Annotated in this window: 22 protein-coding genes; 9 read left to right on the top strand and 13 right to left on the bottom strand. The window is 62.7% G+C overall.

The window, feature by feature from the left end:
• Positions 1-85: 85 nt before the first annotated feature.
• Positions 86-1,027: a metallophosphoesterase gene (locus tag VF651_07465; GenBank protein ID HEX7965541.1), complete on the top strand. Its 942-nt coding sequence runs from the start codon at positions 86-88 to the stop codon at positions 1,025-1,027.
• An 11-nt stretch (positions 1,028-1,038) separates the two neighbouring features.
• Positions 1,039-1,395, top strand: coding sequence for a cupredoxin domain-containing protein (locus VF651_07460; protein HEX7965540.1), 357 nt, complete (start codon positions 1,039-1,041; stop codon positions 1,393-1,395).
• Here the strand turns inward: VF651_07460 and VF651_07455 are convergent.
• The 11 genes from VF651_07455 to VF651_07405 form a co-directional block, all read right to left on the bottom strand.
• On the bottom strand, positions 1,392-1,925 hold the full coding sequence (locus VF651_07455; protein ID HEX7965539.1) for a hypothetical protein: 534 nt from the start codon (positions 1,923-1,925) through the stop codon (positions 1,392-1,394). The two genes, VF651_07460 and VF651_07455, sit on opposite strands and share 4 nt — an antisense overlap.
• Positions 1,926-2,046: 121 nt before the next feature.
• Positions 2,047-2,961 carry a hydroxymethylglutaryl-CoA lyase gene (locus tag VF651_07450; GenBank protein ID HEX7965538.1) on the bottom strand — a complete coding sequence of 305 codons (915 nt, stop codon included), beginning with the start codon at positions 2,959-2,961 and terminating at the stop codon, positions 2,047-2,049.
• Between the two features lie 2 nt (positions 2,962-2,963).
• Positions 2,964-4,868: an acetyl/propionyl/methylcrotonyl-CoA carboxylase subunit alpha gene (locus VF651_07445; GenBank protein ID HEX7965537.1), complete on the bottom strand. Its 1,905-nt coding sequence runs from the start codon at positions 4,866-4,868 to the stop codon at positions 2,964-2,966.
• A 4-nt stretch (positions 4,869-4,872) separates the two neighbouring features.
• Positions 4,873-5,655, bottom strand: a complete 783-nt coding sequence (locus VF651_07440) for an enoyl-CoA hydratase/isomerase family protein (protein HEX7965536.1) — start codon at positions 5,653-5,655, stop codon at positions 4,873-4,875.
• Positions 5,656-5,788: 133 nt separating this feature from the next.
• A complete protein-coding gene (locus VF651_07435) occupies positions 5,789-7,399 on the bottom strand; it encodes a carboxyl transferase domain-containing protein (protein ID HEX7965535.1) in 1,611 nt (536 codons plus the stop codon).
• Positions 7,400-7,461: 62 nt separating this feature from the next.
• Positions 7,462-7,791, bottom strand: coding sequence for a hypothetical protein (locus VF651_07430; protein HEX7965534.1), 330 nt, complete (start codon positions 7,789-7,791; stop codon positions 7,462-7,464).
• 198 nt (positions 7,792-7,989) lie between these two features.
• On the bottom strand, positions 7,990-8,538 hold the full coding sequence (locus VF651_07425) for an NADPH-dependent FMN reductase (GenBank protein HEX7965533.1): 549 nt from the start codon (positions 8,536-8,538) through the stop codon (positions 7,990-7,992).
• A gap of 199 nt (positions 8,539-8,737) precedes the next feature.
• Positions 8,738-9,919 (bottom strand): acetyl-CoA C-acyltransferase, encoded by a 1,182-nt coding sequence (locus VF651_07420; GenBank protein HEX7965532.1) that lies wholly within the window; start codon positions 9,917-9,919, stop codon positions 8,738-8,740.
• A 1-nt stretch (position 9,920) separates the two neighbouring features.
• Positions 9,921-10,241, bottom strand: coding sequence for a DUF2489 domain-containing protein (locus tag VF651_07415; protein ID HEX7965531.1), 321 nt, complete (start codon positions 10,239-10,241; stop codon positions 9,921-9,923).
• Between the two features lie 10 nt (positions 10,242-10,251).
• Positions 10,252-11,403, bottom strand: coding sequence for an isovaleryl-CoA dehydrogenase (locus VF651_07410; protein HEX7965530.1), 1,152 nt, complete (start codon positions 11,401-11,403; stop codon positions 10,252-10,254).
• 121 nt (positions 11,404-11,524) lie between these two features.
• Positions 11,525-12,631 (bottom strand): Glu/Leu/Phe/Val dehydrogenase dimerization domain-containing protein, encoded by a 1,107-nt coding sequence (locus VF651_07405; protein HEX7965529.1) that lies wholly within the window; start codon positions 12,629-12,631, stop codon positions 11,525-11,527.
• 521 nt (positions 12,632-13,152) lie between these two features.
• Between VF651_07405 and VF651_07400 the strand changes: the two genes are divergently transcribed.
• From VF651_07400 to VF651_07390, 3 genes are all read left to right on the top strand, one after another.
• The gene (locus VF651_07400; GenBank protein ID HEX7965528.1) at positions 13,153-16,644 is read left to right on the top strand and encodes a methylmalonyl-CoA mutase family protein; all 3,492 of its coding nucleotides are present in this window, start codon (positions 13,153-13,155) and stop codon (positions 16,642-16,644) included.
• A gap of 527 nt (positions 16,645-17,171) precedes the next feature.
• Positions 17,172-19,286, top strand: coding sequence for an Ig-like domain-containing protein (locus tag VF651_07395; protein ID HEX7965527.1), 2,115 nt, complete (start codon positions 17,172-17,174; stop codon positions 19,284-19,286).
• Positions 19,287-19,500: 214 nt separating this feature from the next.
• On the top strand, positions 19,501-19,722 hold the full coding sequence (locus VF651_07390; protein ID HEX7965526.1) for a hypothetical protein: 222 nt from the start codon (positions 19,501-19,503) through the stop codon (positions 19,720-19,722).
• A 109-nt stretch (positions 19,723-19,831) separates the two neighbouring features.
• On the opposite strand, the gene VF651_07385 is transcribed toward VF651_07390, so the two are convergent.
• Positions 19,832-20,485 carry an RloB family protein gene (locus VF651_07385; GenBank protein ID HEX7965525.1) on the bottom strand — a complete coding sequence of 218 codons (654 nt, stop codon included), beginning with the start codon at positions 20,483-20,485 and terminating at the stop codon, positions 19,832-19,834.
• A gap of 3 nt (positions 20,486-20,488) precedes the next feature.
• Complete coding sequence (locus VF651_07380) at positions 20,489-21,787, bottom strand: ATP-binding protein (GenBank protein ID HEX7965524.1); 1,299 nt, start codon at positions 21,785-21,787, stop codon at positions 20,489-20,491.
• A 520-nt stretch (positions 21,788-22,307) separates the two neighbouring features.
• On the opposite strand from VF651_07380, the gene VF651_07375 reads away from it, so the two are divergent.
• From VF651_07375 to VF651_07360, 4 genes are all read left to right on the top strand, one after another.
• Positions 22,308-22,508 carry a CPXCG motif-containing cysteine-rich protein gene (locus VF651_07375; GenBank protein ID HEX7965523.1) on the top strand — a complete coding sequence of 67 codons (201 nt, stop codon included), beginning with the start codon at positions 22,308-22,310 and terminating at the stop codon, positions 22,506-22,508.
• 191 nt (positions 22,509-22,699) lie between these two features.
• Positions 22,700-23,617 (top strand): hypothetical protein, encoded by a 918-nt coding sequence (locus VF651_07370; protein ID HEX7965522.1) that lies wholly within the window; start codon positions 22,700-22,702, stop codon positions 23,615-23,617.
• A 38-nt stretch (positions 23,618-23,655) separates the two neighbouring features.
• On the top strand, positions 23,656-24,486 hold the full coding sequence (locus VF651_07365; protein HEX7965521.1) for a hypothetical protein: 831 nt from the start codon (positions 23,656-23,658) through the stop codon (positions 24,484-24,486).
• A gap of 192 nt (positions 24,487-24,678) precedes the next feature.
• Positions 24,679-25,401 (top strand): hypothetical protein, encoded by a 723-nt coding sequence (locus VF651_07360; GenBank protein ID HEX7965520.1) that lies wholly within the window; start codon positions 24,679-24,681, stop codon positions 25,399-25,401.
• Positions 25,402-25,404: the final 3 nt, after the last annotated feature.

Raw genomic sequence — 25,404 nt, 5'->3', positions numbered from 1 at the left:
GAATTTCTTATTCCCGGCGCGGGCAGCCGGAATAAGTGTGGCCGGTATGCGGGTCTTGCAGGAGAAACCCCTCTCGGAGACCCGCATGGACAAGATTCACGACGAGAAGCTCAAGGACAGCGAGCGCCGCAAGCTGCTCACCTGCCTGGCATGGGCCGGCGGCGGCCTGCTCTGGACCATGAAGGGCGGCGTGCTCCAGGCCAAGACCCTGGACGGCCTCGCGGCCCCGGCGGACGCGGACTTCAGCTTCATCCAGATCAGCGACACCCATGTCGGCTTCCACCAGGAAGCGAACCCCGACGTGCTGGCCACGCTGCAGAGCGCCATCGCCCACGTGAACGGCCTCGGCCGCGCGCCGGCCTTCGCCATCCACACCGGCGATGTGTCGCATCTCTCCAAGCCGGAGCAGTTCGATGCCGCCCAGCAGGCCCTGAAGGGCATCAAGACCGACAACTGGTTCTTCACCCCGGGCGAGCACGACACCATCGGCGACAACGGCGCGGAGTTCTTCAAGCGCTTCGGCGGCGGCGTGAACGGCAAGGGCTGGTACAGCTTCGACTACCGCGGCATGCACTGCATCTGCCTCGTGAACGTACTGAACTTCCAGAACGGCGCCCTGGTGGCGCTGGGCGACGAGCAGCTGGAGTGGGTGGAGGATGACCTCGAGCGCGTCTCCTCCAGCACGCCCATCCTGGTGTTCGCCCACATCCCGCTGTGGACGGTGTACGAGCCCTGGGGCTGGGGCACCTCCGACGCGCCGCGGCTCTACTCCTACCTGCGCCGCTTCGGCTCGGTGACGGTGCTGAACGGCCACATCCACCAGATCCAGCAGAAGATCGAAGGCAACATGACCTTCTACACGGCCCGCGGCACCGCCTATCCGCAGCCGCAGCCGGGTGCCGCCCCGAGCCCCGGTCCGCTCAAAGTGCCTGCCGGCCAACTCGGCAGCTACCTCGGCATCCGCGAGGTGACCCACGTGAACATCAAGGGCCCGCTGGCGGTCACCGACACCAGCCTCGCTATCTGAAGGAATGAGACATGAGACAGTTCTTTAGCATCCTGATGCTGGCCGTCGCCGGTGCCGCATCGGTCACCGGCACGGTGCAGGCCGCGGACAAGGCGTCCACCGTGCAGGTGAGCATCTTCAACTACAAGTTCGACGCGGAGACGGTCACGGTGCCGGTGGGCACCACCGTCACCTGGACCAACAAGGACGAGATCCCCCACACCGTCGCCAGCAGCGACCAGGGCTTCCCGGCCTCGCCCGGGCTGGACACGGGGGACACCTACTCCTACACCTTCACCAAGCCGGGCACGTACAGCTACTACTGCACGCTGCATCCGTTCATGAAGGGCAAGGTGGTGGTGACGCCGGCGATACCGGCGGGCGACTAATCCGGCTGCTTGATGCCGGCGCCCTCGAGGACGACCTTCCACCGCTTTTGATCCGGCGACACCTCGATCTTGACCTTCACTTCGGTCGCTGAGGTGTAGACGTAGCTGATGCGGTCGAAGCTCTTCTTGCCGCCGTCGTCGTCCTCGCCGAGCTCCGTCCAGGTGTTGCCCTGGATGGTCATCTTCGAGGAGAAGGGCTTGTCCCCGGAGGCGCCCACGGCGAAGAACTCGTAGTGCCAGTAGGCCTGGTCCTTGGCATTCCAGGTGTCCACCACCTCGGACTGCACCTTCTCGCCGGACCAGTCGTTGTCGAAGCTGCAATTTAGGAACAACTTGTCGGAGGACCAGGAGCAATGCTCGTCCCAGGTGAAGGTGCCGGTCTTGCCCGTGGCGGAATCGGTGGTGGTGCCGTGGTAGATCCAGTGCCCGGCCTGGGCATCGAGGGCCTTGAGCTGTGGTGCCAATGGCGGGAAATCGGCGGCCAGTGCAGGGAATGCGGCGAAGGCGGCGGCGATCAGGGCAAGTCGCATGTGAGTCTCCTTCTCATCAAGGGGCCCGACGGCTATCTACAGGGTGTGCTGCGTAGCTGCACACGGCCCGCCAGGGATGGCGGGGCTGGACACAAGACCAGGGATGGTGCTGTGCCGATCGTTATGGGTTACGACGAGAATCAGCAGGAATCCTACCCAGCTTGCTCTCGGGCGCACGGTTGAGCACGCCACTGATAAAGCTGCCTGCAGCCAAGAGCTTCGCCATGTCCACGCCGGTCTCGATGCCCATGCCCGTGAGCATGAACAGCACGTCCTCCGTGGCCACGTTGCCGGTGGCGCCCTTCGCATAGGGGCAGCCCCCCAGCCCCGAGGTGGAGGAATCCACCACCGCCACGCCGAGCTCCAGGCAGGCATGGATGTTGGCGAGGGCCTGGCCGTAGGTGTCATGGAAGTGCACCGCGAGCTTGCCCATGGGCACTTCCGCCGCCGCGGCCTTCAGCATCGCCTGCGCCTTCACCGGCGTGCCGACGCCGATGGTGTCCCCCAGCGAGATCTCATAGCAGCCGAGGGCGGCCAGGTCCTTCGCGACCCGTGCCACTGCTTCCGGCCGGATGGCGCCCTCGTAGGGGCAGCCGATCACCGTGGACACGTAGCCGCGCACCTTCACGCCGGCCTTCGCCGCCATGGCCATCACGGGCTTGAAGCGCTCGATGGACTCGGCGATGGAGGCGTTGATGTTCTTCTGGTTGAAGCTCTCCGAAGCCGCGGTGAACACCGCGATCTCCTTCACGCCCGCCGCCAGCGCCCTCTCCATGCCCTTGTCGTTGGGCACCAGCACCGGGTAGCTGACGCCGGGCTTTCTGTGGATGCCCTTGAAGACCTCTTCCGCATCCGCGAGCTGCGGTACCCACTTGGGACTCACGAAGCTCGTGGCCTCGATGGTCTTGAGGCCCGTCTCCGACAGCATGTCGATGAACCTCACCTTGTCCGCGGCGGGGATGATGCCCTTCTCGTTCTGCAGGCCGTCCCGCGGACCCACCTCGACGATCTTCACGGACTTGGGGGACTGGTTCATGTTCACTCTGGCTTGATATGAGCTAATACAGCTTCCGCATCCACCATCGCGCCGGTCTCGTACAAGACCTTCTCGATGACGCCCGCCACGGCAGCCTTCACGGTGTATTCCATCTTCATGCCTTCCAGCACCATCAGCGCCTGGCCCGGCTCCACTCTATCACCGGCCTTCACGTGCACCGCCACCACCCGGCCCGGCATGGGGCTCAGGGGGTGCGTCGCCGCGTCCGCCACGCGGGCGGACTTGGGCGCGTGGGCGCCGGTAAGCATGAAGTTGTAGGAGACCCCATCTACTTCCGCCTGCCATACGTCCCCGGAGTGCATCAGGATCGCGCCGGGAGGGATGAGGGCATGGCATTTGCCATCCATCTCCAGCGTCAGTTCATCGCCATCCACGAAGACGCGCAAGGCGTGTTCGGTGCCATCCTGCTCACGCGCCAGGAAGCGCACACCTGGTGAGCCGCCCAGGCGCCAACCGTCGTTGGACCAAGCCATGTTGTCGAGGTCGGGCAGGAGCAGATCCGAGATCACCGCCGACAGCACGGCAGGTGTGAGCTTGGGCCGCGTCAGCAGCGTCTTGAGCTCGCGCTCGATGAAGCCCGTGTCCACGGAACCCTTGGCGAACTCCGGATGCCGCGCGATGCCGCGCAGCAGCGGCAGGTTGTTGGTGAGGCCGAACACGGCCGTCTCCGCCAGCGCCGCGTTCAGGCGTCCGATGGCATCAGCCCGGTCTGCGCCCTTCACGATGACCTTGGCGATCATGGGGTCGTAGAAGGGGCTGATGTCGTCGCCGCTGCGCACGCCCGTGTCCACCCGCGCGCCGTCAGGCTGGCAGAAAGCCTCGATGCGGCCCGGCGCCGGCAGGAAGTTCTTGTCCGGGTTCTCCGCGTAGAGCCGCACCTCGATGGCGTGGCCTCGCGGCGTGATGTCCTTCTGGCTGAGCGGCAGCTTGCCGCCCGCCGCCACGAGGAGCTGCCACTCCACCAGGTCCACGCCCGTGGTCTCCTCGGTGATGGGGTGCTCCACCTGCAGGCGCGTGTTCATCTCCATGAAGTAGAAGCTCTTGTCGGCGCCCACGATGAACTCGATGGTGCCAGCGTTCACGTACTTCACAGCCTTGGCGGCGGCCACCGCCGCCTCGCCCATCTTCCGGCGCATGGCCTCGTCCAGGAACGGGGAGGGCGTCTCCTCCAGCACCTTCTGGAAGCGGCGCTGCAGCGAGCACTCCCGCTCGAAGAGGTGCACCACGTTGCCGTGGGAATCGCCGAACACCTGGAACTCGATGTGGCGCGGGCCCTCCAGGTACTTCTCCAGCAGCACGTGGTCGTCGCCGAAGGCGCCCTTGGCCTCGCGCTGCGCGCCCGCCAGCGCTTCCTTGAACTCGCCTGCGGCGCGCACGATGCGCATGCCCTTGCCGCCGCCGCCCGCCACCGCCTTGATGAGCAGCGGATAGCCGATGCGGCTGGCCTCGGCCTCGAGCTTCGCCGGTTCCTGGTCGTCGCCGTGGTAGCCGGGCGTCACCGGCACGCCCGCCTTCTCCATGAGCGACTTGGCGGCGCTCTTGGAGCCCATGAGGTCGATGGCTTCCGGGCCGGGGCCGATGAACACGATGCCGGCCTTCTTGCACTCGGCGGAGAAGTCCGTGTTCTCCGAGAGGAAGCCGTAGCCGGGATGCACCGCGTCGGCGCCGGTTTCCTTGGCAGCCTGCAGGATGCGCTGCCAGTTGAGATAGGAGTCCGCCGCCTTGGCCGGACCGATGTGCACCGCCTCGTCCGCCATCTGCACGTGCAGGGCGTGGCGGTCCGGATCGGAGTACACGGCCACGGTCTTGATGCCGAGCCGCTTGCAAGTGCGCATCACGCGGCAGGCGATCTCGCCGCGGTTGGCGATGAGGACTTTCTTGAACATCAGGTTATTTGATCCAATCGGGCGGACGTTTCTCCAGGAAGGCAGATAGTCCTTCCTGGCCTTCTCTCGAGGCGCGCAGCTCGGCGATGAGCTGGGCGCTGTGTTTCTTGATGGCCTTGCGGTCCGCAGGCGATTGCTCGGCGATGAAGCGTTTGGCGGCCAGCAGCGCCTTGGGGCCGCCCTTCAGCAGGTTGCCCGCCACCATGTTCACCGTCTCGTCCAGGATGTCCGCGGTCACCACCTCGTGCACCAGGCCGATCTGGCAGGCCAGCTTCGCCTCGATGGGCTCGGCGCTCAGAAAGTAGCGGCGCGCCTGGCGCGGGCCGATGGCGGCGATCACGTAGGGCGAGATCACCGCGGGGATGAGGCCCAGGCGCACCTCCGTAAGGGCGAACTTCGCGCTCTCCACGGCGATGGCCACGTCGCAGCAGGCCACCAGGCCCACGCCGCCGCCGTAGGCGGGGCCGTTCACGCGGGCGATGGTGGGCTTCCTGAGCGTATCCAGCGTCTCCATCAGCTCCGCGAGCTTCAGGGCGTCTTCCACGTTCTCCTTCTCGCTGAAGGAGGCCATGGAACGCATCCAGTTCAAGTCCCCGCCGGCGGAGAAGCTGCGGCCCGCGCCGGTGAGCACCACCACCCGCACGGAATCGTCCGCATCCACCTGTTTCAGCTTCGCCGTGAGCTCCGCGATGATGGCGTCATCGAAGGCGTTGTGCTTGTCGGCGCGATTCAGCGTCAGCGTGGCGACGCCGTGGGGATCGGTGTGAAGAAGTACTGTTTCGCTCATTTTTCTACCCCATAGGGCGCCGGGATTTTTCGCGAGAACGAGGCGCAGGATTTTCGAGGAGCGGAGTTTACATTGTAGTAAATGAGCATCCGAGAAAATCCTGCAACGAAGTTATCGCGGAAAAGACCAAGCCCTACATCCTGAACACACCGAACCTGCCACCTTGTTCTAAAGGCGCATTCTCGGCGGTGGCGAGCGCCAGCCCCAGCACCCGGCGGGTGTCGGCCGGGTCGATGATGCCGTCGTCCCAGAGGCGGGCGGTGGCGTAGTAGGGATGGCCCTGGGTCTCGTACTGGGAGCGGATCGGCGCCTTGAAGGCCTCCTCCTCGTCCTTGCTCCACTTGCCGCCCTTGAGCTCGATGCCGTCGCGCTTCACCGTGGCGAGCACAGAGGCCGCCTGCTCGCCGCCCATCACCGAGATGCGCGCGTTCGGCCACATCCACAGGAAGCGCGCGCCGTAGGCCCGGCCGCACATGGCGTAGTTACCGGCGCCGAAGCTGCCGCCGATCACCACCGTGAACTTAGGCACCGTGGCGCAGGCCACGGCCGTCACCATCTTGGCGCCGTCCTTGGCGATGCCGCCGTGCTCGTACTTCTTGCCCACCATGAAGCCGGTGATGTTCTGCAGGAACACCAGCGGCAGGCGCCGCTGCTCGCAGAGCTCGATGAAGTGCGCGCCCTTCTGCGCGGACTCCGAGAACAGGATGCCGTTGTTGGCGATGATGCCCACCGGCTTGCCGTAGAGGTGCGCGAAGCCCGTCACCAGGGTCTTGCCATACTCGGCCTTGAACTCCTGGAACTCCGAGCCGTCGACGAGGCGCGCGATGACCTCGTGCACGTCGTAGGGGAAGCGCGTCTCCTGCGGCACCACGCCATAGAGTTCATCCACGGGGTAACGGGGCTCCGCGCTCTCCCGCTGCGTGAGCCAGCCGGGCCGCTGGTAGTTCATATGGCCCAGGATGTCCCGCGCCATCTGCAGCGCGTGGGCGTCATCGTCCGCCAGGTGGTCCGTCACGCCGGACACCTTGGAATGCACCTCGCCGCCGCCCAGCGTCTCCGCGTCCACCACCTCGCCGGTGGCGGCCTTCACCAGCGGCGGGCCGCCCAGGAAGATGGTGCCCTGGTTGCGCACGATGATCGCCTCGTCGCACATGGCCGGCACGTAGGCGCCGCCGGCGGTGCAGGAACCCATCACCACCGCGATCTGCGGGATGCGCTCGCGGGAGAGCCGCGCCTGGTTGTAGAAGATGCGGCCGAAGTGCTCCTTGTCCGGGAACACCTCGTCCTGCAGCGGCAGGAAGGCGCCGCCGGAATCCACCAGGTACACGCAGGGCAGCCGGTTCTCCAGCGCCACTTCCTGCGCGCGCAGGTGTTTCTTCACGGTGATGGGGTAATAGGTGCCGCCCTTCACGGTGGCGTCGTTGGCTACCACCAGCACCTCGCGGCCGTGCACCCGGCCCACGCCCGTCACGATGCCGGCGCAGGGCGCGTCGCCCTCGTACATGCCGTGCGCCGCGAGCGGGGAGAGCTCCAGGAACGGCGAGCCCCGGTCCAAGAGCGCCTCGATGCGCTCGCGGGGCAGCAGCTTGCCGCGGTCGATGTGCTTCTTGCGGGCCTTCTCGTCGCCGCCCAGGGCCGCCGTGGCCTGCTGGCTGCGCAGGTCCTCCACGAGCTTCTGCATGTGCCCGCGGTTGGCTAGGAATTCCTTGGAGTTCCGGTCCAGGTTCGACTTCAGGATCGGCATGTCAGCCCCCGTTGAGGTCCGCCTATTATGAAGGCTCGCCGGGGGATTTGCCCGCTCAGGGGCTAGATGCACACCCACTGCAGCTGACCCACCAGGGCGTGGCAGGTCACGGTGGAACCGTTGTGGTCTTTCTGCTGGTACTGGAAGTACAGGGTGCTGGTCTTGAAGTCGTAGACCACCACGGGTTCGGTGGGGAGCGCGTCCAGGTACTTGGGCACCAGCACCCTCAGGTTGGGGGGCACGCGGGCGGTGTCGTCCATGTAAGAGTGCATCGCCTCCAGCACCGGCAGGGTCTTCACCCGCAGCTGCTGGCCGTACATGTCCTCGCCGGGGCCATAGGTGGAACAGCCGGAGAGGGCGAGCAGCGCGGCCAGCGTCAGGATGTGCTTCATGGTCCCCGTCCCGTTAAGTCCCCGGGGCAGTATAGCTTCTTTGCCCTGCTCAGGAGATGACGGGCCTCGGTCTCACCCTAATGGATCCGGGTGAGCAGCGAAGCTGCGAACGACCGGGCAGGGAAAGCCCGGGCTGTGCCGCCCGCGTAGCAGGAGCGTAGCGGGGCAGGTGACGTAGTCACCCGGAATCTTCGCTTCTCAGGAAATCACAGGCCTGGGTCTTGCGCGTATGGATCCGGCAAACATCGCCAAGGCGTCGTGTAGCGTTTTCAGGTTCGAGGCATCTGTCAGGATAGGCGCCATCTCTGCAGGCTTCTTGCCGCGCAGGTGCAGGGTCAAAGACGCCTCCGGCACCAGCCGCATCGACATCGTCTTGAGGATCTCGGCCAGGGAAGCCTTGGCATGCTCGCCGTACACGGAGGCATGCCAGAGCGCCACCGGCGTCTCCGCCATCTCGCCCCAGCCCACCACCCAGTCCAGCAGGTTCTTGAGCCCGCCGGGCACGCCATGGGCGTACTCGGGCGCGGAGATGAGCAGGCCGTCGCAGGCCACGAGCGACTCACGCAGCTTCGTCACGGTGGCAGGCGGCTGCTCCGCGAGATCGGGGCTGAAGATGGGCAGGGCGCCCATGCCGGTATAGAGCGAGAGCGCCACGCCCTGCGGCGCCGCCTCGAGGGCGGCGCGCAGGAGCGCGGAGTTGGTGGAGTCTTTCCGGATGCTTCCGGAGAGTGCAAGTATCTTTACCACTGTATCTCTGTTTCGCCGGAGCGTCACAAGCTTCGCACTAGTCGCATCCGATGGGAGATGAACCACGTCTACGATGCAGGAGCGTCGCGAGCGAAGGCAGGGCTAGGCGGGCGAGGCGAGCAGGAGGGAGTGCACTCTTGGTGTGCATGACCGACTGCGAGTCCGAAGCCCAACAACGCCCTGCCGAGCGCAGCAGCTCCTACGTAAGTTCTACAGCAACAGCTGTAGCTTCACCGCCGCCGATGCACAGAGAGGCCACACCCCGCTTCCCGCCGCGCTGCTTCAGCGCATGGATCAGCGTCACGATGATGCGCGCACCGGAGGCGCCGATGGGGTGGCCGAGCGCGCAGGCGCCGCCATGCACGTTGATCTTCGAGTGATCGATCTTGAGCTCGGTCATGGCGGCCATGGCCACCACCGCGAAGGCCTCGTTCACCTCGAAGAGGTCCACGTCCTTCACGCTCCAGCCCACCTGCTTCAGTAGCTTGTTCATGGCGCTGACGGGGGCCGTGGTGAACCACGCCGGTTCATGGGCGAAGCTCGCGTGGCCCACGATGCGGGCCAGCGGCGCGGAGTCCTGCTTCTTGGCCTCCGAGGCGCTCATCAGCACCAGCGCCGCCGCGCCGTCGGAGATGGAACTGGAGGTCGCCGCCGTCACGGTGCCGCCTTCCTTCTTGAACGCGGGCCTGAGCGTCGGAATCTTCTTGATGTCGCACTTCACCGGTTCCTCGTCCTTGTCCACGAGGTAGTCGCCCTTGCGGCTCTTCACGGTCACCGGCACCGTCTCGGCCTTGAACAGGCCGTTGGCGAGCGCGAGCTGGGCGCGCTTCACGGACTCGATGGCGAACTTGTCCTGCTCCTCGCGGCTGAACTTGTACTTGTCCGCGCAGATCTCGCCGAAGTGGCCCATCATCTCCCCGTCGTAGGGATTCTGCAGGCCGTCGAAGAACATGTGGTCGATCAGCTTGCTGTGGCCCATGCGCAGGCCGGCGCGGGCGCCGGGGATGAGGTAGGGGGCGTTGCTCATGCTCTCCATGCCGCCCGCCACCACGATGTTCGCGGAGCCCGCCTGGATCAGGTCATGGCCCAGCATCACCGCCTTCATGCCCGAGCCGCACACCTTGTTGATGGTGGTGCAGGGCAGGCCCTTGGGCAGGCCCGCGCCGAGGGAAGCCTGGCGCGCGGGCGCTTGCCCTAAGCCCGCCGGCAGCACGCAGCCCATGATGAGCTCGGAGAGCTGCTCCTTCTGCACGCCCGCGTCGGCCACCGCGGCCTCGATGGCGGCGGAGCCCAGCTGCGTGGAAGTCACGTGGGAGAACTGGCCCTGGAAGGAGCCGATGGCGGTGCGGCGCGCGGAGACGATGACGACGGGGTCGGACATTTCAAACTCCAGATTTGTCGAATTTACGTATCAGATTCTTACAGCCTTCGATTACCGTCGGCCTGTAGTGTTCCTCGATCTGGCGCAGTTCCAAATCGGCTTTAACGAGCGCTTCGGATGTCCAATTCTCACGGACAGAGCCGAAGGGCAAATGGCCAATATCCGAATTGATCGCAGCGAAGGGAAGAAAATCGGGGTCATGGTCTAGGTTACTGTGCTGGAAGCCCAGATACCCAAGCTTCATCGAACCCTCGGCCAGCCCGGTTTCCCCGGCGATGACCGCTTTGGCGATAACGATGATTTCCCTGACGGTATCGTCCACGAAGCGGAGCTCAGGAACCGTGAAACAGTTCACGTCCTATCAACATGCGACGTATCTCGTTCGTGCCGGCGCCAATATCGTAGAGCTTGGCATCCCGCAGCAGCCGCCCGGTGGGGTACTCGTTGATGTAGCCGTTGCCGCCCAGGCTCTGGATCGCCTCCAGCGCCACCTTCACCGCGTTCTCGGAGCTGAACAGCAGCGAAGCGGCCGCCTCGGTACGGGAGGGCTCGCCCTTGTCGAAGCGCTCGCAGACCCGGTAGGTGAACGCCCGGGCCGTCTGCAGGGCCACGAACATGTCCGCGACCTTGGCCTGCATGATCTCGAACTCGCCGATGGGCCGGCCGAACTGCTTGCGCTCGCGCACGTAGGGCAGCACCACGTCCAGTGCCGCCTGCATGATGCCGATGGGCCCGCCGGAGAGCACCAGGCGCTCGGAGTCCAGGCCCCGCATCAATATATAGACCGCCTCGTTGGCCTTGCCCAGCAGGTTCGCCTCGGGGAGGGCGCAGTCCTGGAACACGAGCTCGGAGGTGTGGGAGCCGCGCATGCCCAGCTTGTCCAGCTTCTGCGCGCTGCTGAAGCCCTTGAAGCCCTTCTCCACGATGAACGCGCTCATGCACTTGGAGCCCGCGTCCTTGCCGGCGGTGCGCATGTACACCAGGGCCACGTCCGCGTCCGGCCCGTTGGTGATCCACATCTTGCTGCCGTTGGCGACCCAGTGGCCGCCCTTCTTCTCGGCGCGGCAGCTCATGGAGCCCACCACGTCGGAACCGGCGCCCGGCTCGGACATGGCCAGCGCGCCGACCCATTCGCCGGAGCAGAGCTTGGGCAGGTACTTCTTCCTCTGCTCCTCGGTGGCGTTGAGGTAGAGGTTGTTCACGCAGAGGTTGGAATGGGCCGCGTAGGAGAGGCCGACGGAGGCGGAGGCGCGGGAGATCTCCTCCATCGCCACCACGTGGGCCAGGTAGCTAAGCCCTGAGCCGCCGTACTCCGTGGGCACCGTCACGCCCAGCAGCCCCAGCTCCCCGAGCTTGCGCCACAGGTCCATGGGGAACTCGCCCGTCTCGTCCATCTCGGCGGCGCGCGGGGCGATCTCGGCCTCGGCGAAGCGCCGCACGGTATCGCGCAGGAGGTCGAGTTCCTCGTTGATGCGGACGCCGATGTCGTTGGTCACGATCCTATCCATGGGCATCTCTATATATAGATAGATAGTGTACAACCGGCCACGGCGAGCTGACCGTCGCCTGCCCGCGCCAGGGACGGCGCGGGCAGGGCTTCAGGCGTCAGTGCTTGGCGCTGCGGCGGCCGGAGAAGTGCCGCTCGTAGGGCTGGTTCACCGTGGGCAGCTTCACCTGGCCCATGGCCGCGATGCGGGCTTCCGCGGTGCGGTCGGCGGCCACGTAGGTGGGGATGCCGTCCTTGTCCGCCAGCTTGAAGATGTTGCCCATGATGTCGTAGATGCCGGTGACCATGCGGTTGGCCCGCTCCCGGTCGTAGCCCTGCAGCTCGATGGACACGTTCATCAGGCCGCCGGCGTTGATCGCGTAGTCCGGCGCGTACAGGATGCCCTTCTTGTGGATGATGTCGCCGCACTCGTTGGTGGCGAGCTGGTTGTTGGCCGCGCCGGCGATGATCTCGAACTTGAACTGCGGGATGGTCTTCTCGTTCACCGTGGCGCCGAGCGCGCAGGGCACGTAGACCTTGGCATCCACCTTGTAGATGTCGTCCATGCTCACCGCCTCGGCGCCGAGCTTCACGCACTCCTCGATGCGGTCCTTGTGCATGTCCGTCACGAACACCTTCGCGCCCGCGTCTCGCAGGTGCTTCACCACGTGGAAGCCCACGTGGCCCAAGCCCTGCACCGCGTAGCTCGCCTTGGCGAGGTCGGTGTGGCCGTACTTCTTCATCAGGCAGGCCTTGATGCCCTGGATGGTGCCGAACGCGGTGAAGGGCGAGGGGTCGCCGCTGCCGCCGTGCACCGGGTGCACGCCGGCCACGTAGTCCGTCTCCATGAAGATGTAGTCCATGTCCGCGATGGCCGTGTTCACGTCCTCGGCGGTGATGTAGCGGCCGCCGAGCGACTGCACGAAGCGGCCGAAGGCGCGGAACAGCGCCTCGGATTTCTGGGAGGGGTCGCCGATGATCACGGCCTTGCCGCCGCCCAGGTTCAGGCCGGAGACCGCGGCCTTGTAGGTCATGCCGCGCGAGAGGCGCAACACGTCGGTGATCGCCTCGTCCTCGCTCTTGTAGGGCCACATGCGGCAGCCGCCCAGGGCGGGCCCGAGCACGGTGTTGTGCACGGCCACGATGGCCTTGAGGCCGGATTCCTTATGCTGGAAGAACACGACCTGCTCATGCCCCATCTTCTCGAGGGTGGCGAAAATCTCCATGGACTCCTCCTGAACGTATTGCTGCGGGCGAAGCCAGGACCGTTTATATAGACCGTCCGATGCGGCCCGAAAATCCTGGCTTCCATAAAAAACTGCCCCCGGGGGTACCCAGGGGCGGCGGCATTATACCCTCGCGGCTATGGAGGGGGCAGCGAAGATTTGCCGCTCGGGGTACCTATCCCGATCTGGAAAAGGCCTCCTGCCTTTTCCAACTCGCCCGGTCCGGTGCAGGCCCGGACCAGGCTCCGTCCGGCCTTCGCCGGACGCAGGGCACATCCATGTGCCCTGCTGTTCTTAGACCGTGTCTCAGGTCTGCCCGGTATAATGGCCGTCTTATATAGATATGTATCTCTAAGACCATGTTTTTGGCGCCCCCGAAAATGATGGATTTTGTTTCCTGGCTAGGCGCGGACGGCCGAGGAACCGGAGCGTACTTTTGGTGTACGTGAGGATTCCGAGGTCCGGCTGCAACGCCGCCAGGGAACAAAAGACGCGTTTTCGGAGGTGCCAGAGGGCCCCTGATGAGCAGTAACCCCAAGAAAGTCGAGGCTGGTTTGGCGGCCGAGACCACCCCCCTGCGGTTCGTCACCGCGGCCAGCCTGTTCGACGGCCACGACGCCGCCATCAACATCATGCGCCGCCTGATCCAGAGCCAGGGGGCGGAGGTGATCCACCTCGGCCACAACCGCGCGGTGGAAGACGTGGTGCGGGCGGCCCTGCAGGAGGACGCGGACGCCATCGCCGTCAGCTCCTACCAGGGCGGCCACATGGAGTACTTCAAGTACATGGTGGACATGCTCAAGGAGCGGGGCGCGGGCCACATCCGCGTGTTCGGCGGCGGCGGCGGCACCATCACGCCGGAGGAGATCAGCGAGCTGCACGCCTACGGCGTGGAGCGCATCTACCACCCGAACGACGGCATGCACATGGGCCTGGTGGAGATGATCCAGGACGTGGTCAAGCGCACCACCGAGCACCGCCGCGGCACCGAGAAGCCCGCCAAGGTGGCGCTGGACGACGAGATCTCCATCGGCAAGATGCTCTCTTCCATAGAAGAAGGCGCCCTGTCCGAGGCGGAGCTCGCCAAGCTGCGCAAGGAATGGGAGATGGCCGGCAAGAAGACGCCGGTGATCGGCCTCACCGGCACCGGCGGCGCCGGCAAGTCCTCCGTGGTGGACGAGCTGCTCCTACGCTTCCTGGGCGCGTTCCCGGAGATGCGCATCGCCGTGCTGGCGGTGGACCCCACGCGCCGGCGCAGCGGCGGCGCGCTCCTGGGCGACCGCATCCGCATGAACGCGCTGCGTTCCAAGCGGGTGTTCATGCGCTCCATGGCCACCCGCCGCCAGAACGCCTCCGTGAACGAGATGCTGCACGACTGCGTGGCCTTCCTGCGCGGCCAGGGCTATGACCTCGTCATCGTCGAGACCGCCGGCATCGGCCAGTCCGATTCCCAGATCGTGGATCTCGTGGATTTCCCGGTCTACGTCATGACCAGCGACTACGGCGCCGCCAGCCAGCTCGAGAAGATCGACATGCTGGACTACGCGGACCTGGTGGTGCTGAACAAGTTCGACCGCCGCGGCGCGGAAGACGCGCTGCGCGACGTGCGCAAGCAGTGGAAGCGCAACCGCACCGCCTTCAAGATGCCGGACGAGCAGGTGCCGGTGTACCCTACCATCGCCAGCCAGTTCAACGACCCGGGCGTCACCTGGATGTTCGTGAACCTCTGCCGCCTGCTGCGGGACAAGCTCAAGCTGGACGAGGCCAAGTGGTCCCCCAAGGCCGACACCAGCCTCAAGGAACCCCGCGCCACGGTGCTCATCCCCGGCAGCCGGGTGCGTTACCTGGCCGAGATCGCCGAACAGGGTCGGGGCATCAACGGCGGCATCATGCGCCAGGCAGAGGCCGCCGGCCGCGCCCAGCACTATTACGAATCCCTCAAGGAACTTGCAGACCCCAAGCTCCCCGAGGCCCTCTCCTTATATAAGGCCGAAGACCTCGACTCCGTCATTCCAGCGAAAGCTGGAATCCAGTCCAACTCAGCTTCCCAGACCTCAGCTGACCCCACTCTCATCCTCCTGCGCCAGCGCTACCAGGAGGCGGTGAAGTCCCTCTCCAGCGAGGCGCTCGACCTCCTGCGCGAGTGGCCGCATAGGCTCAAGTCCGTCACGGACGAGCACTACACCTATGAAGTGCGCGGCAAGGTGATCGAGGGCAACAACTACGTCGAGTCCTTGTCGCACCAGAAGATCCCCAAGATCGCCGCCCCCAGGCACATGGGCTGGTCCGAGCTGCTGCGCTTCCTCATGAAGGAGAACCTGCCGGGCCATTACCCCTACACCGGCGGCGTGTACCCCTATAGAAGGACCGGCGAGGACCCGACCCGCATGTTCGCGGGCGAGGGCACCCCGGAGCGCACCAACCGGCGCTTCCATTACCTGAGCCACGGCCAGAAGGGCGCGCGGCTCTCCACCGCCTTCGACTCCGTGACGCTCTATGGCGAAGACCCGGCCAAGCGGCCGGACATCTACGGCAAGGTGGGCAACTCCGGCGTCAGCATCGCGACGCTGGACGACATGAAGAAGCTGTACTCCGGCTTCGACCTCTGCGCGTCCACCACCAGCGTATCCATGACCATCAACGGCCCGGCGCCCATGATCCTGGCCATGTTCATGAACACCGCCATAGACCAGCAGGTGGAGAAGCACCTCAAGGAAGACCCCAAGCGCTGGGCGGAAGCCGAGAAGAAGATCGCGGACATATATAAAGGTAAGCAGCGGCCCAAGTACCACGGCGAGCTGCCACCGGACAGCGACGGGCTCGGCTTGGCGCTCCTGGGGGTCACCGGCGACGAGCTGGTGGACGCGGAGACCTACGCCAGGATCAAGGCCCACACCATCTCCACCGTGCGCGGCACCGTGCAGGCGGACATCCTCAAGGAAGACCAGGCCCAGAACACCTGCATCTTCTCCACGGAGTTCGCCCTGCGCATGATGGGCGATATCCAGCAGTACTTCGTGGAGAACAAGGTCCGGAACTTCTACTCCGTGTCCATCTCCGGCTACCACATCGCCGAAGCCGGGGCGAACCCGATCTCCCAGCTCGCGTTCACCCTCTCCAACGGCTTCACCCTGGTGGAGTATTACCTCGCCCGCGGCATGAAGGTGGATGACTTCGCGCCGAACCTGAGCTTCTTCTTCTCCAACGGCATGGACCCGGAATACACCGTCATCGGCCGGGTGGCGCGCCGCATCTGGGCGCGGGCCATGCGCGAGCGCTACGGCGCCAGCGCCCGCAGCCAGATGCTCAAGTACCACATCCAGACCTCGGGCCGCTCCCTGCACGCCCAGGAGATCCAGTTCAACGACATCCGCACCACCCTGCAGGCCCTGTACGCGCTGTTCGACAACTGCAACAGCCTGCACACCAACGCCTACGACGAGGCGATCACCACCCCCACGGAGGAGAGCGTGCGCCGGGCGGTGGCGATCCAGCTCATCATCAACCGCGAGCTGGGGCTCAACTTCAACGAGAACCCCTGGCAGGGCAGCTTCGTGGTGGAGCAGCTGACGGACATCGTGGAAGAGGCGGTGTACAAGGAGTTCGAGGCCATCTCCGAGCGCGGCGGCGTGCTGGGAGCCATGGACACCATGTACCAGCGCTCCAAGATCCAGGAAGAGAGCCTCTACTACGAGCACAAGAAGCACGATGGCTCCCTGCCGCTCATCGGCGTGAACACCTTCCTGCCGCGGGAGCACGCGGGGGACATCACCACGGCCATCGAGCTCATCAGGTCGAATGAGAGCGAGAAGCAGGCCCAGATCGCCAACGTGGCGACCTACCAGAAGGCGCGGAACGACCGGGGTCCGGAGAGCCTGAAGTCCCTGCAGCAGACGGCGAGGGATAGGAAGAACATCTTCGCTTCCTTGATGGAAGCGGTGAAGTTCAGCTCGCTCGGCCAGATCTCCCATTCCTTATATGAGGTCGGCGGAGAGTACAGAAGGAACATGTGATCCGGATGGATAGGCATAACCAGGAGGACGCAAGATGATTCCAAGGAGCAGGTTCTCATACGTGAATGATGGCAACACCGTGCGCCGGTCGCCGGTCACGAAGATCATGGTCGCGCTATCGGCCTTGGCCTTGTGCCTGGGAGTGGGCGCCGCCGTGATCTGGGCTATCGCGAGGAATGCCGCTTAGGCCGATAGCAGACTACCCGGCGAGGCGGTGAAGTCGGGATAGACGCACTCGCCCCGGCGATGTCATCTCGGGTAAGACATATTCAGATGTAACGGATGCCCCCGCGTCCACGGGTGCCTTTGGCGCCCCCGCTGCTAATATCCGTCCGCGCACCAATATATCTCGGGCGCGATAGCAGGGGAGTGGGGTCATGCAGGATCTTCGGGTTCTCGTCACAAGCGCATGCGCAGGCGCGTGCCTGCTGATCTCTGCAGCCGCGGCAGCCGCCACGCCGCCCACACCACCCCACTTCAGCTGGGGTTGGGGCAATCCGCGACCCAGCGGCGATTTCTTCGAAGCCGTGGCCTTCGACGGCAACACCTACGTGGCCGCCGGCACCGGCGGCGTGCTGTACTCCAGTACCGATTCCGTCAACTGGACCCAGCGCCGCAGCGGCCTGCCGGCGAGCTTCATCTACTTCGATGCCCTCTATGCCAACGGGCTGTTCCTGGCCGCCGGCAGCGATGCCGCCGGCGCCAGCCACATCAGCTTCAGCCACGATGGCATCACCTGGTCCACCCGCAAGCCGGCCCTGCTTGCGGGCCAGGCCGCCACTCATCTGGGCTACGGCGGCGGCACCTATCTCGCCGTGGGCACCGTCGCGCTGGCCAGCACCGACGGCAAGACCTGGGTCAAGCACAAGATCGAGGCCGCCGCCAACTTCGGTGTGTTCCAGTCACCGGCCTACGCCGGCGGCACCTTCGTGGTCATGGGCACAGACGTCAGCGCCGCCACCGTGCTCTTCTACAGCACCGATGCCGGCGCCACCTGGACCCCGGCGGCCACCAGCATCCCCGATCTCCACTTCATCCAGTCGCTGGCCACCGACGGCAGCGGCTTCGTGCTCACGGGCGTGGACCTGAATGCCGGCTGCACCGCCTGCGGCATCGTCTACACCAGCCCGGACGGCATCACCTGGACCCTGCAGGCACCCGCCGGCGCCGAAGGGGGGTTCAATGGTCCCGTGATCTGGAACGGCACGGACTACCTCACCTTCTCGGACGGCACCAGCGCGGGCGTGTACAGCAGTCCCGATGGGGTCACCTGGAACCTGGGCGCGAGCGGCAGCCAGAGTATCGGGGGCACGCATCACCCCGTCGTGTGGAACGGCACCGGCTACGTCGCCATCGGCACCAACCCACTCAGCATCTACTCAAGCCCCGATTTCGCGGCCTGGTCCGGCGCCTTCTCAGGCACCACCGGCCCCAGCTCGAAGTTCACCTCCGTCTCGTTCCTGAAGGGGCGCTACCTCGCGGTGGGCCCCGCGGCATCCGGGCCGCAGCTCATCCTGGAGAGCGCCGACGGATTGGACTGGCACGAGGTGAACAGCTGGACCGGCGGGCAGATCGACAGCACCGCCTACGGCCACGGCACCTACGTGGCGCTGGGCGATGCCGGCACCGGTTTCACCAGCGCGAACGCCCAGTACTGGAACGCCATGCTCACGCCGCCTACGGACACCATCGCCTCGGTCGCGTTCGGCAAGGGCAAGTTCGTGGCGGTGGGCGCGCTCTGCGTGCCCGGCCCCTCCTGCAGCGGCCGGGTGGATACCAGCCCCGATGGCAAGACCTGGAGCTTCCAGGGCACCTCGTCCCTGTCCCTCAGCGATTACACCAGCGTCGCCTATAACGGCAGCCGCTTCGTGGTGGTCACGGACAACAGCGCCGGCGATGGCGTCTACGTACTCACCAGCACCGACGGCATCGCCTGGAGCGCCGTCGCCTTCACCCCGCCCGCCGGCACCCAGCTCACGCGTGTGCATTGGTTCAAGGACCGCTTCGTGGCATCGGGCTTCGCGCCGGGCACCCAGCCTTACGTCGCCACCAGCACGGACGGACTGAACTGGAAGGGCAAGCTAGTGCCCCAAGTCGGGTACTTGTTCTCGGACATAGCCTTTGACGGCAGCTTCTACTACGCCGTGATGGGCGATACCACCAACGGCCAGGTCATGGTGAGCAGCGACGCCAGGAACTGGAGCTTCCTGGGCGCGGTGCCCCTGGTCCCCAACATGCAGACCATCCTCTCCCAGGGCGGCCGCCTGATCACCGGCGGCAGTTCAGGCCAGTTGCTGGCGGCGGAATCGAAGGCGCCGACGGCCGCCGGCGGTTCGTTCAGCACCCGCACCAGCACCACCGTGTCCGGCTCCCTGGCGGGCTCGGCCCCCGGCATCACCGGCGCCGTGCTCACGTTCAGCATCGCTTCCCGGCCGCGCCATGGCATCGCCACCATCGTGGATCCGGTGCACGGCATCTTCAGCTATACCCCGAATGCCGGATACAAGGGCAGCGACTCCTTCACCTTCCGCGTGAGCGACGGAGTCCTGAGCTCCGTGGCGGCCAAGGAGAGCATCACCGTGGGCAGCATCGTCAGTGGGGCGGTGATGGAGGTCAAAACGCCGATAGCGCCGTCCAGCTAAAAATCGATCTTTTGTCCGCTGGCGGTGTTAAAAACACCTCGGCAGTCCTCACGTACCTTAAGAGTACGCTCCGGGCGCCTCGGCATTTTTGCCTAGCCATCGGAGCAAAATCTCTGATTTTTACTTCCGACCAGAAAGGGAAGCTGGATTGGAATATCTAAAGAAAATCGTCCTTCACTGTCCCAACGGCTGTCCCGCGAATCTGGAACAGCTCGTGGCCGAGTTCAGGGCCGCCGGAGTCATCTACGTCGGTGTGGTCGGGAAGGATTGCTCCCGGATCGAAGACATCGTCGATGAGATATGTGTTGGGTTCGGCAACGATGTCTATGAATTGCTGACCACCAGCCATGCGGATGAATCCTTGGATGAAGCTCTGGAATTCGCCAATTCACTGACTGGCGAGTATGCCGGTGAGACCCAAGTGGTTGAGGCGTGAGATGGGGAAGAAGAAGCGCACTCAATCTTTCGGAGGCAGCTGGGGACAGACTCAGAGTACCGAAGTGTTAGAGCCATGATGACATTTTCGCATCGACGCTTTGCTATTGCTAGCTGAATGCTTTTACGCCATTCTTAATGATGGTATCTAGAAGTTCATGAATATCAGTTGAAGGATTGCCACCCAAATTTGCTTCCTCTCGTCTCTTCTTGCAACTGGCTACCGAACGTCTTTTTGCAGTCTCATAGTTCGGGCGCATGAGTTCATAGTCAAAGCTTTTCCCACGATCTTTATCGTAATTTGGCATCAATTTGTGTAGTTTCCGCTGCAATTCCGCGCCGTCATCGGGACGATCATGGTCAGAAAGATGAAAAATACCCCATAGTTCAATGCATGGGTTTGAAATAGCAAGTTTGACGCCATGCGTACGAGCCTTATTTTTTGCATTCTCGATATTGGGATGCGTATCGACATCAAATATCGCCCACACTTCGAAGAGTTTGTCGAAGCTATTTTTGCTACGTCTTGCTTCCTTTTCCGCTCTTTTCTTTTCTTCTATTGCTCTATCGACTACTGAGCCCGGTACGCCAGCCGCACCAATAACCACTACTTCGATAAGTTGATTGCCGTGCTCGGCGGAAAATGCCTTCAAGTATCTGGGCTCAGTATTCTCGCCTTCGCATACCGCTATTACTAGAGCACGCGGAGCGAACTTAGCGCCACGTCGCCTAATATCTCCTGATTTAGGATATTTTCTACTCACGGGCTAGGCGTCTTTACCAATGTCGAATAGTGCTTCTACATCGCCAATAAAAGGTACTGCTCCAAAGCGACCTTGCAGGTAACCCTTTTCAATATTATCTGTCTTCCTAGTCTTTATATCGGTTAGCGGGTAAAGATGAGTACTGCCATCCTTCGTTTTTTGGGTAAACCAAATTTCATCCCTGCGTAGAAGATGCTTTTCACACAATAGATTAGTATCGTGTGTCGTAAATACGAGTTGCGCGCAATTGGGATTGGATTGTTTAGATGTAAATAATCGAATAATAAACGCTGATACCAATGAATGCATGCTGGTATCAAATTCATCAATGAATAATACGTCACCTAGGGCAAGCGTCTTCAAGACCGCGGGTAGTACCGCGATTAGCGTTTGAGTGCCTCTACTTTCGGAATTGAAATCTAGATAAATATCTTCTCCATTCTTGCCTTTATGGCTTAATTGGAACTTATGCGACATCATATCCAAGCTCTTCTTGAGCTCGTCATCTCCAGCTTCAGTATTCTTGGCGACGACTTTGAACAGATCTTTGTACATTTTTAGCTTTCGCTTATCGATTTCCTGATCATCAACTCGTGCGCCGGTGATGCCAAGATCTGAAAATCGCAAAATGCCTACTACGGCGTTTCTCACCTTTTCATCTTTCAATCTATCCGCAAGAACAATTTCGTTTGGCAGTTCGTGATCAAGGAGAAATCTGAATTTCTTCTGGAAATACTCACTAATTGGAGTCAACTGCTCATGGTTATTTTGAGCAGCAGCTGAAAGGAAAAGACTATTGTCTCTAGTTAGAGCTTCAATAGTTTTGTTTTTCCCCTTCAACTCTCTTCCGAACAGGAACCCCTTTTCTCTATTTCTATGAAACCAAATCTGTCGATGCTTCTGCGGATAAGCATAAAGCCACTCTTCGTGCACTTTCTTGTCGTCCACGATGAATCCATAGTGATAACGAACATCGTTCAGCAAGAAATCACAATCGAACTGAGATGGTTCGAGACGAAACTTCTTATCCAGCAGGAATGGCTCGCGTCCCGTTTCAGTTTCGGAGTCGCCAGTCTTGTGAGATTTGACGACGCCGCTGCGCAAAAATTGAATGGCTCTAAGTATTGTTGATTTGCCAGATGCATTTGCTCCGTATAGCGCTACTACTGGGAGCACTCCGTGTTTCGCATGCGAAGTCTCGAATACCTGGCCGCCTTCATCGGATAGGGATGAAGCTGCTAATGAAAGCTCTTGATAGTCCTTAATAGAACCAGCGTTGGAGGTGCCAAATCGGAGTAGCATTGTGGTGATCTCAGTTGTGACCGCTTAAATGTAGCAGTTAAAGTCAAAATTGTACAAAAATAACTCATTAAATGTAAAAAAACAGCATAAATTATGCGAATTAAGCCGTTTTTTGCCTTAATGGCTAATGATAAACATTCCAATCATAGGCATATAGCCCCTCCCCGATGCCTTGGCACACCTAGGGAACACTAGGGGACAGACACATTTATTTGCGGGCTAGAGGCTGATGGGTATCTATAAGGGCTAAATGGTCCACCAAAGAACTCTTTTGTAGGTGGCTGATGTGCTGGATACCTGGCACGGTTCGGTATGCGCGATATGGACTAAAACAATGAGGAATCGGGAGAGGTTCGTGGATAGGCTCAGATCGATAGTGTTAGCACTGGCTACTTTGCTGGGTTGCGCGGCGCAAGCCGCTCCGACGGCGGACGGAAATATATCAGCGCAAATCCGTAGCGAATAATAGGCCCCATACCACGGTTCCTTGAGCCGCGACTCCCTCTGGCGAGGTAGGCCATTGCCTTTAATCGAGACCCAATCTTTCGAGATCTCCTGCCCCTACTGTGGCGAGACCATCGAAGTCCTGGTCGATCCTTCGGTGGAGCAGCAGAGCTACATTGAAGATTGCCAGGTCTGCTGCCGGCCCATGCACATGACGGTCACGGTGGATGACGAGGGTAGGGCGCACGTGCATGCCCAATCTGAAAAAGAGACCTAGCGGAGCGAAGTGGCAGACCAGTTTTTCTGAACCGCACTATCTCCCCAATACCGCATCCCTTGGTTGGCTGCGGCGTAATTCGACCAATATCAGGGGCTTATCGTCGAGCGTCTGCTTCAACCTATCCTATGGCATTAGATGCATCCGATAGGCATCGCGCTTCGCATTAATGTCTGAGAGGGGATACAGACATGAAACCATGGCAATTGGCTTTTGTGGCTCTACTCGGCGCCGTCTTCTGCGCGCCGGCAGCCTGGGGCAACGGCGAAGAGGCCGAAGTGCAGCAGATGTTCCAGGAGTGCGTCGCCTCCGGAGGTCGGGCAGCTTCGAACTATAACGACTGGGTCGCTCAAGACGGCTGCATCTGTCCTGGTGAAACTACGGGCTCTGGCAGCCGCACGTGCTCCGGCGCCGCCGCGGCGCCTCCTTCTGATCCCGGCAACTTGATCCAGCAGTCTTCCAGCGCCCTCGTGAAAGGCGCCGTGAACAGCGATGCTCAGGAGGTCGGCGTCGGGGTGGTGGGCCTGGGTGCCGCGATCCTCATCAATGGCCTCACGCCCGATCCAGCCGCCGAAGCCGAGCGGGAACGCGAAGAGGCGGCACAGCAGGCGGCAGCCGAAGCCGAGAACCAGCAGCGGGCGGCAGAGGCCGCGCGCAAGGCCGATGAGACCAAGGCGCGCTTGCTCGGCGAGAGCGGCGGCGCGTCGGGCGATCTGCATATGATGGGCGTCACCGGCGACCCCAGTCTCGCGCCCATGGGCGGGAACGCTGGGGCCACGATCCCGGCGCAGCAGGCGGCGGCTCCTATGCGCTCTGATGCATACATCAAGGGTCTACACGATGCTTCCGAATGCTTCTCGCAGAACGCCGGCACCTTTTGCGCAACTCTGCCGGGAGACCGCCTGCAAGCCTGTGTGGGCGACTACCACGGCGGCTACGCCGCGGGCAGTAAACAACAGAAGATGAGGCTCGACGAAGCCGCACGCCAAGGCCAGCTCGATCACAACAGTGGCAAGCCGAACAGCGGATTTAACGATCCGCGTGCCAGCGGCGGCTGCCGGGTGGACTGGCTCGAGTCCTACAACAGCGGTTATTCACAGAACCGCTAGGTTCAGCCGCCGTGGTTTCACCATTTCAGGAGACTTCAATGTTGCAGCTGAATTACGTGAGAAAGGTTCGATCGGTCTCGATGCTGCTGGCCATGCTTGCGTTAAGCAGCTGTATGACGAGCGTATCTGACTCGCCCGACAAGGAGGCGCTTCGGTCCATGAGCTTCGAGGATGCCCGCGACACCGTGAAGCGCGCGTCCGTCGGGTATGGCATCGTCCCGGACTTCCAGGAGTCGCGCCTTTCAGGCCGGAGTAGTGGCCAGGGTGGCGGGCATATCACGGCGGTGATTGTCACCCGGGACATGCTGGATGTGGTGACGGACAACAAGCCCTATCGTTTCCAGTTTGCCGCCCTGCAGCCCAAGATGCAGGACACCTTCTATACCGGCGGGCCTGATTCTTACGCTGTTTGGCTGGATGCAAAGTGGGCCATCATACCGGACCGCAATGCGGGGTCCGACAATGCCCGAAGCCTGCTTGATGCCCTGTTCTATCTGAAGCAATCGGCGCCCGCCACGCCGGCGATTCCAGACGACGTGGCCTTCGAGAAGATTGCGGCGGACTATCGTGCTCAGGCCACTCCGCCTGCGATCGGTCCTGAGACCGAGAAATACAGCATCCAGGCCGAGGACGCGGTGCGTCAGAAGAATAACATTCAAGCCGTGGAGTTGTACTGCCGCGCGCTCGCCGCTTCGCCCTGGTGGCCGCAGGGACATTTCAACGTCGCGCTGGTGCTGGCCGAAGTCGGCGACTATGGGTGGGCATCCAATGAGATGAAGCGCTATCTGCTGCTGGTGCCCCACGCTGACAACGCCGATGCGGTGCAGAAGAAGATCTACGAGTGGGAGCTCCGCGCGGGAGAGAATTGACGATCGCTCGTTCGGCCACTTCCCAGGGTAAACGGTCGGGGACAGATCACGACTTCCTGGACCGCGCAATCCCCTCCCCACTGTCATAAAAGATTCATATAACTAGCCCCTCATCCCTGAGCAGTGGAGGAGGGGCTATCCATTCAAATGAAGCGCGGCCAGCATCCTGTCTTTTAGAGATGGGAGCCGCCGATGATCACAGAAGAGGAAGCCAGGAAGCAGCTGGAGACGTTGCACAAGGAAGGGAAGGCCCTAGCAAAGGCATTCGCCGACAAGGAGGAGGGGGTGTCCTTTGAGGAAGGCTATCAATCTTGGTATTCCCGCGCCCTACCTCTTATGAAGCAGCTCGCGCTGGATCGGTACTGGGAATTCCAGTCGTACTACTTCACGGACCCGAAGTACGCGTATTTCAATACGGGCGCTTACGTGATCCAGGATTACTTCCGGGGCCGGGAGACCGTGGATGAGGACTTCGATCCCCGCCCGGATACCCTCCGAGGCTTCAGGAACCAGCTCGCGATCCTGAAGTCCATCACGGACCGCCTGGCATGGTCTTCCATCGAATCCGAGGACCAGGCCGAGCGCGGCCTGCAGCTCGCGCTCCTCGAGACCGCCCGCGGCCTCATCGCCATCAACGAGCGCGCCGCCGGCGTCCTCGCCGGCACGGTGCTCGAGATCTACCTCCGCAAGCTCGCCGCCAAGCACAAGCTCAAGTTCCGTAAGCAGACCCCTCTGCTCCGGGAATATATAGATGCGCTCCACACCGCGAAAATCTTCGACGTCCCGGTCCACGCGCAGGCCATCTGGCTCGCGGAGATAGATACTCGCTCCCGCGCGGAAGGGGAGGCCCCAACCAAGCTCCAGGTCAGGGATCTGGTGGATGGCACCCGCTGGCTCATTACCAATGTGTTCTAATTA

The organism is Gammaproteobacteria bacterium (assembly GCA_036383255.1).
Taxonomy (GTDB): domain Bacteria; phylum Pseudomonadota; class Gammaproteobacteria; order Natronospirales; family REEB76; genus DASUBN01.
This window is presented reverse-complemented; position numbering and strand designations above follow the sequence as displayed.

What these genes read in the sequence shown, in the direction of transcription:
- VF651_07445 (HEX7965537.1), bottom strand. Translation starts at nt 4,868, where the DNA reads ATGTTCAAGAAAGTCCTCATCGCCAACCGCGGCGAGATCGCCTGCCGC.
- VF651_07430 (HEX7965534.1), bottom strand. Translation starts at nt 7,791, where the DNA reads ATGAAGCACATCCTGACGCTGGCCGCGCTGCTCGCCCTCTCCGGCTGT.
- VF651_07405 (HEX7965529.1), bottom strand. Translation starts at nt 12,631, where the DNA reads ATGGAGATTTTCGCCACCCTCGAGAAGATGGGGCATGAGCAGGTCGTG.
- VF651_07380 (HEX7965524.1), bottom strand. Translation starts at nt 21,787, where the DNA reads ATGCTACTCCGATTTGGCACCTCCAACGCTGGTTCTATTAAGGACTAT.
- VF651_07440 (HEX7965536.1), bottom strand. Translation starts at nt 5,655, where the DNA reads ATGAGCGAAACAGTACTTCTTCACACCGATCCCCACGGCGTCGCCACG.
- VF651_07370 (HEX7965522.1), top strand. Translation starts at nt 22,700, where the DNA reads ATGAAACCATGGCAATTGGCTTTTGTGGCTCTACTCGGCGCCGTCTTC.
- VF651_07460 (HEX7965540.1), top strand. Translation starts at nt 1,039, where the DNA reads ATGAGACAGTTCTTTAGCATCCTGATGCTGGCCGTCGCCGGTGCCGCA.
- VF651_07450 (HEX7965538.1), bottom strand. Translation starts at nt 2,961, where the DNA reads ATGAACCAGTCCCCCAAGTCCGTGAAGATCGTCGAGGTGGGTCCGCGG.
- VF651_07365 (HEX7965521.1), top strand. Translation starts at nt 23,656, where the DNA reads ATGTTGCAGCTGAATTACGTGAGAAAGGTTCGATCGGTCTCGATGCTG.
- VF651_07455 (HEX7965539.1), bottom strand. Translation starts at nt 1,925, where the DNA reads ATGCGACTTGCCCTGATCGCCGCCGCCTTCGCCGCATTCCCTGCACTG.
- VF651_07465 (HEX7965541.1), top strand. Translation starts at nt 86, where the DNA reads ATGGACAAGATTCACGACGAGAAGCTCAAGGACAGCGAGCGCCGCAAG.
- VF651_07400 (HEX7965528.1), top strand. Translation starts at nt 13,153, where the DNA reads ATGAGCAGTAACCCCAAGAAAGTCGAGGCTGGTTTGGCGGCCGAGACC.
- VF651_07420 (HEX7965532.1), bottom strand. Translation starts at nt 9,919, where the DNA reads ATGTCCGACCCCGTCGTCATCGTCTCCGCGCGCCGCACCGCCATCGGC.
- VF651_07435 (HEX7965535.1), bottom strand. Translation starts at nt 7,399, where the DNA reads ATGCCGATCCTGAAGTCGAACCTGGACCGGAACTCCAAGGAATTCCTA.
- VF651_07360 (HEX7965520.1), top strand. Translation starts at nt 24,679, where the DNA reads ATGATCACAGAAGAGGAAGCCAGGAAGCAGCTGGAGACGTTGCACAAG.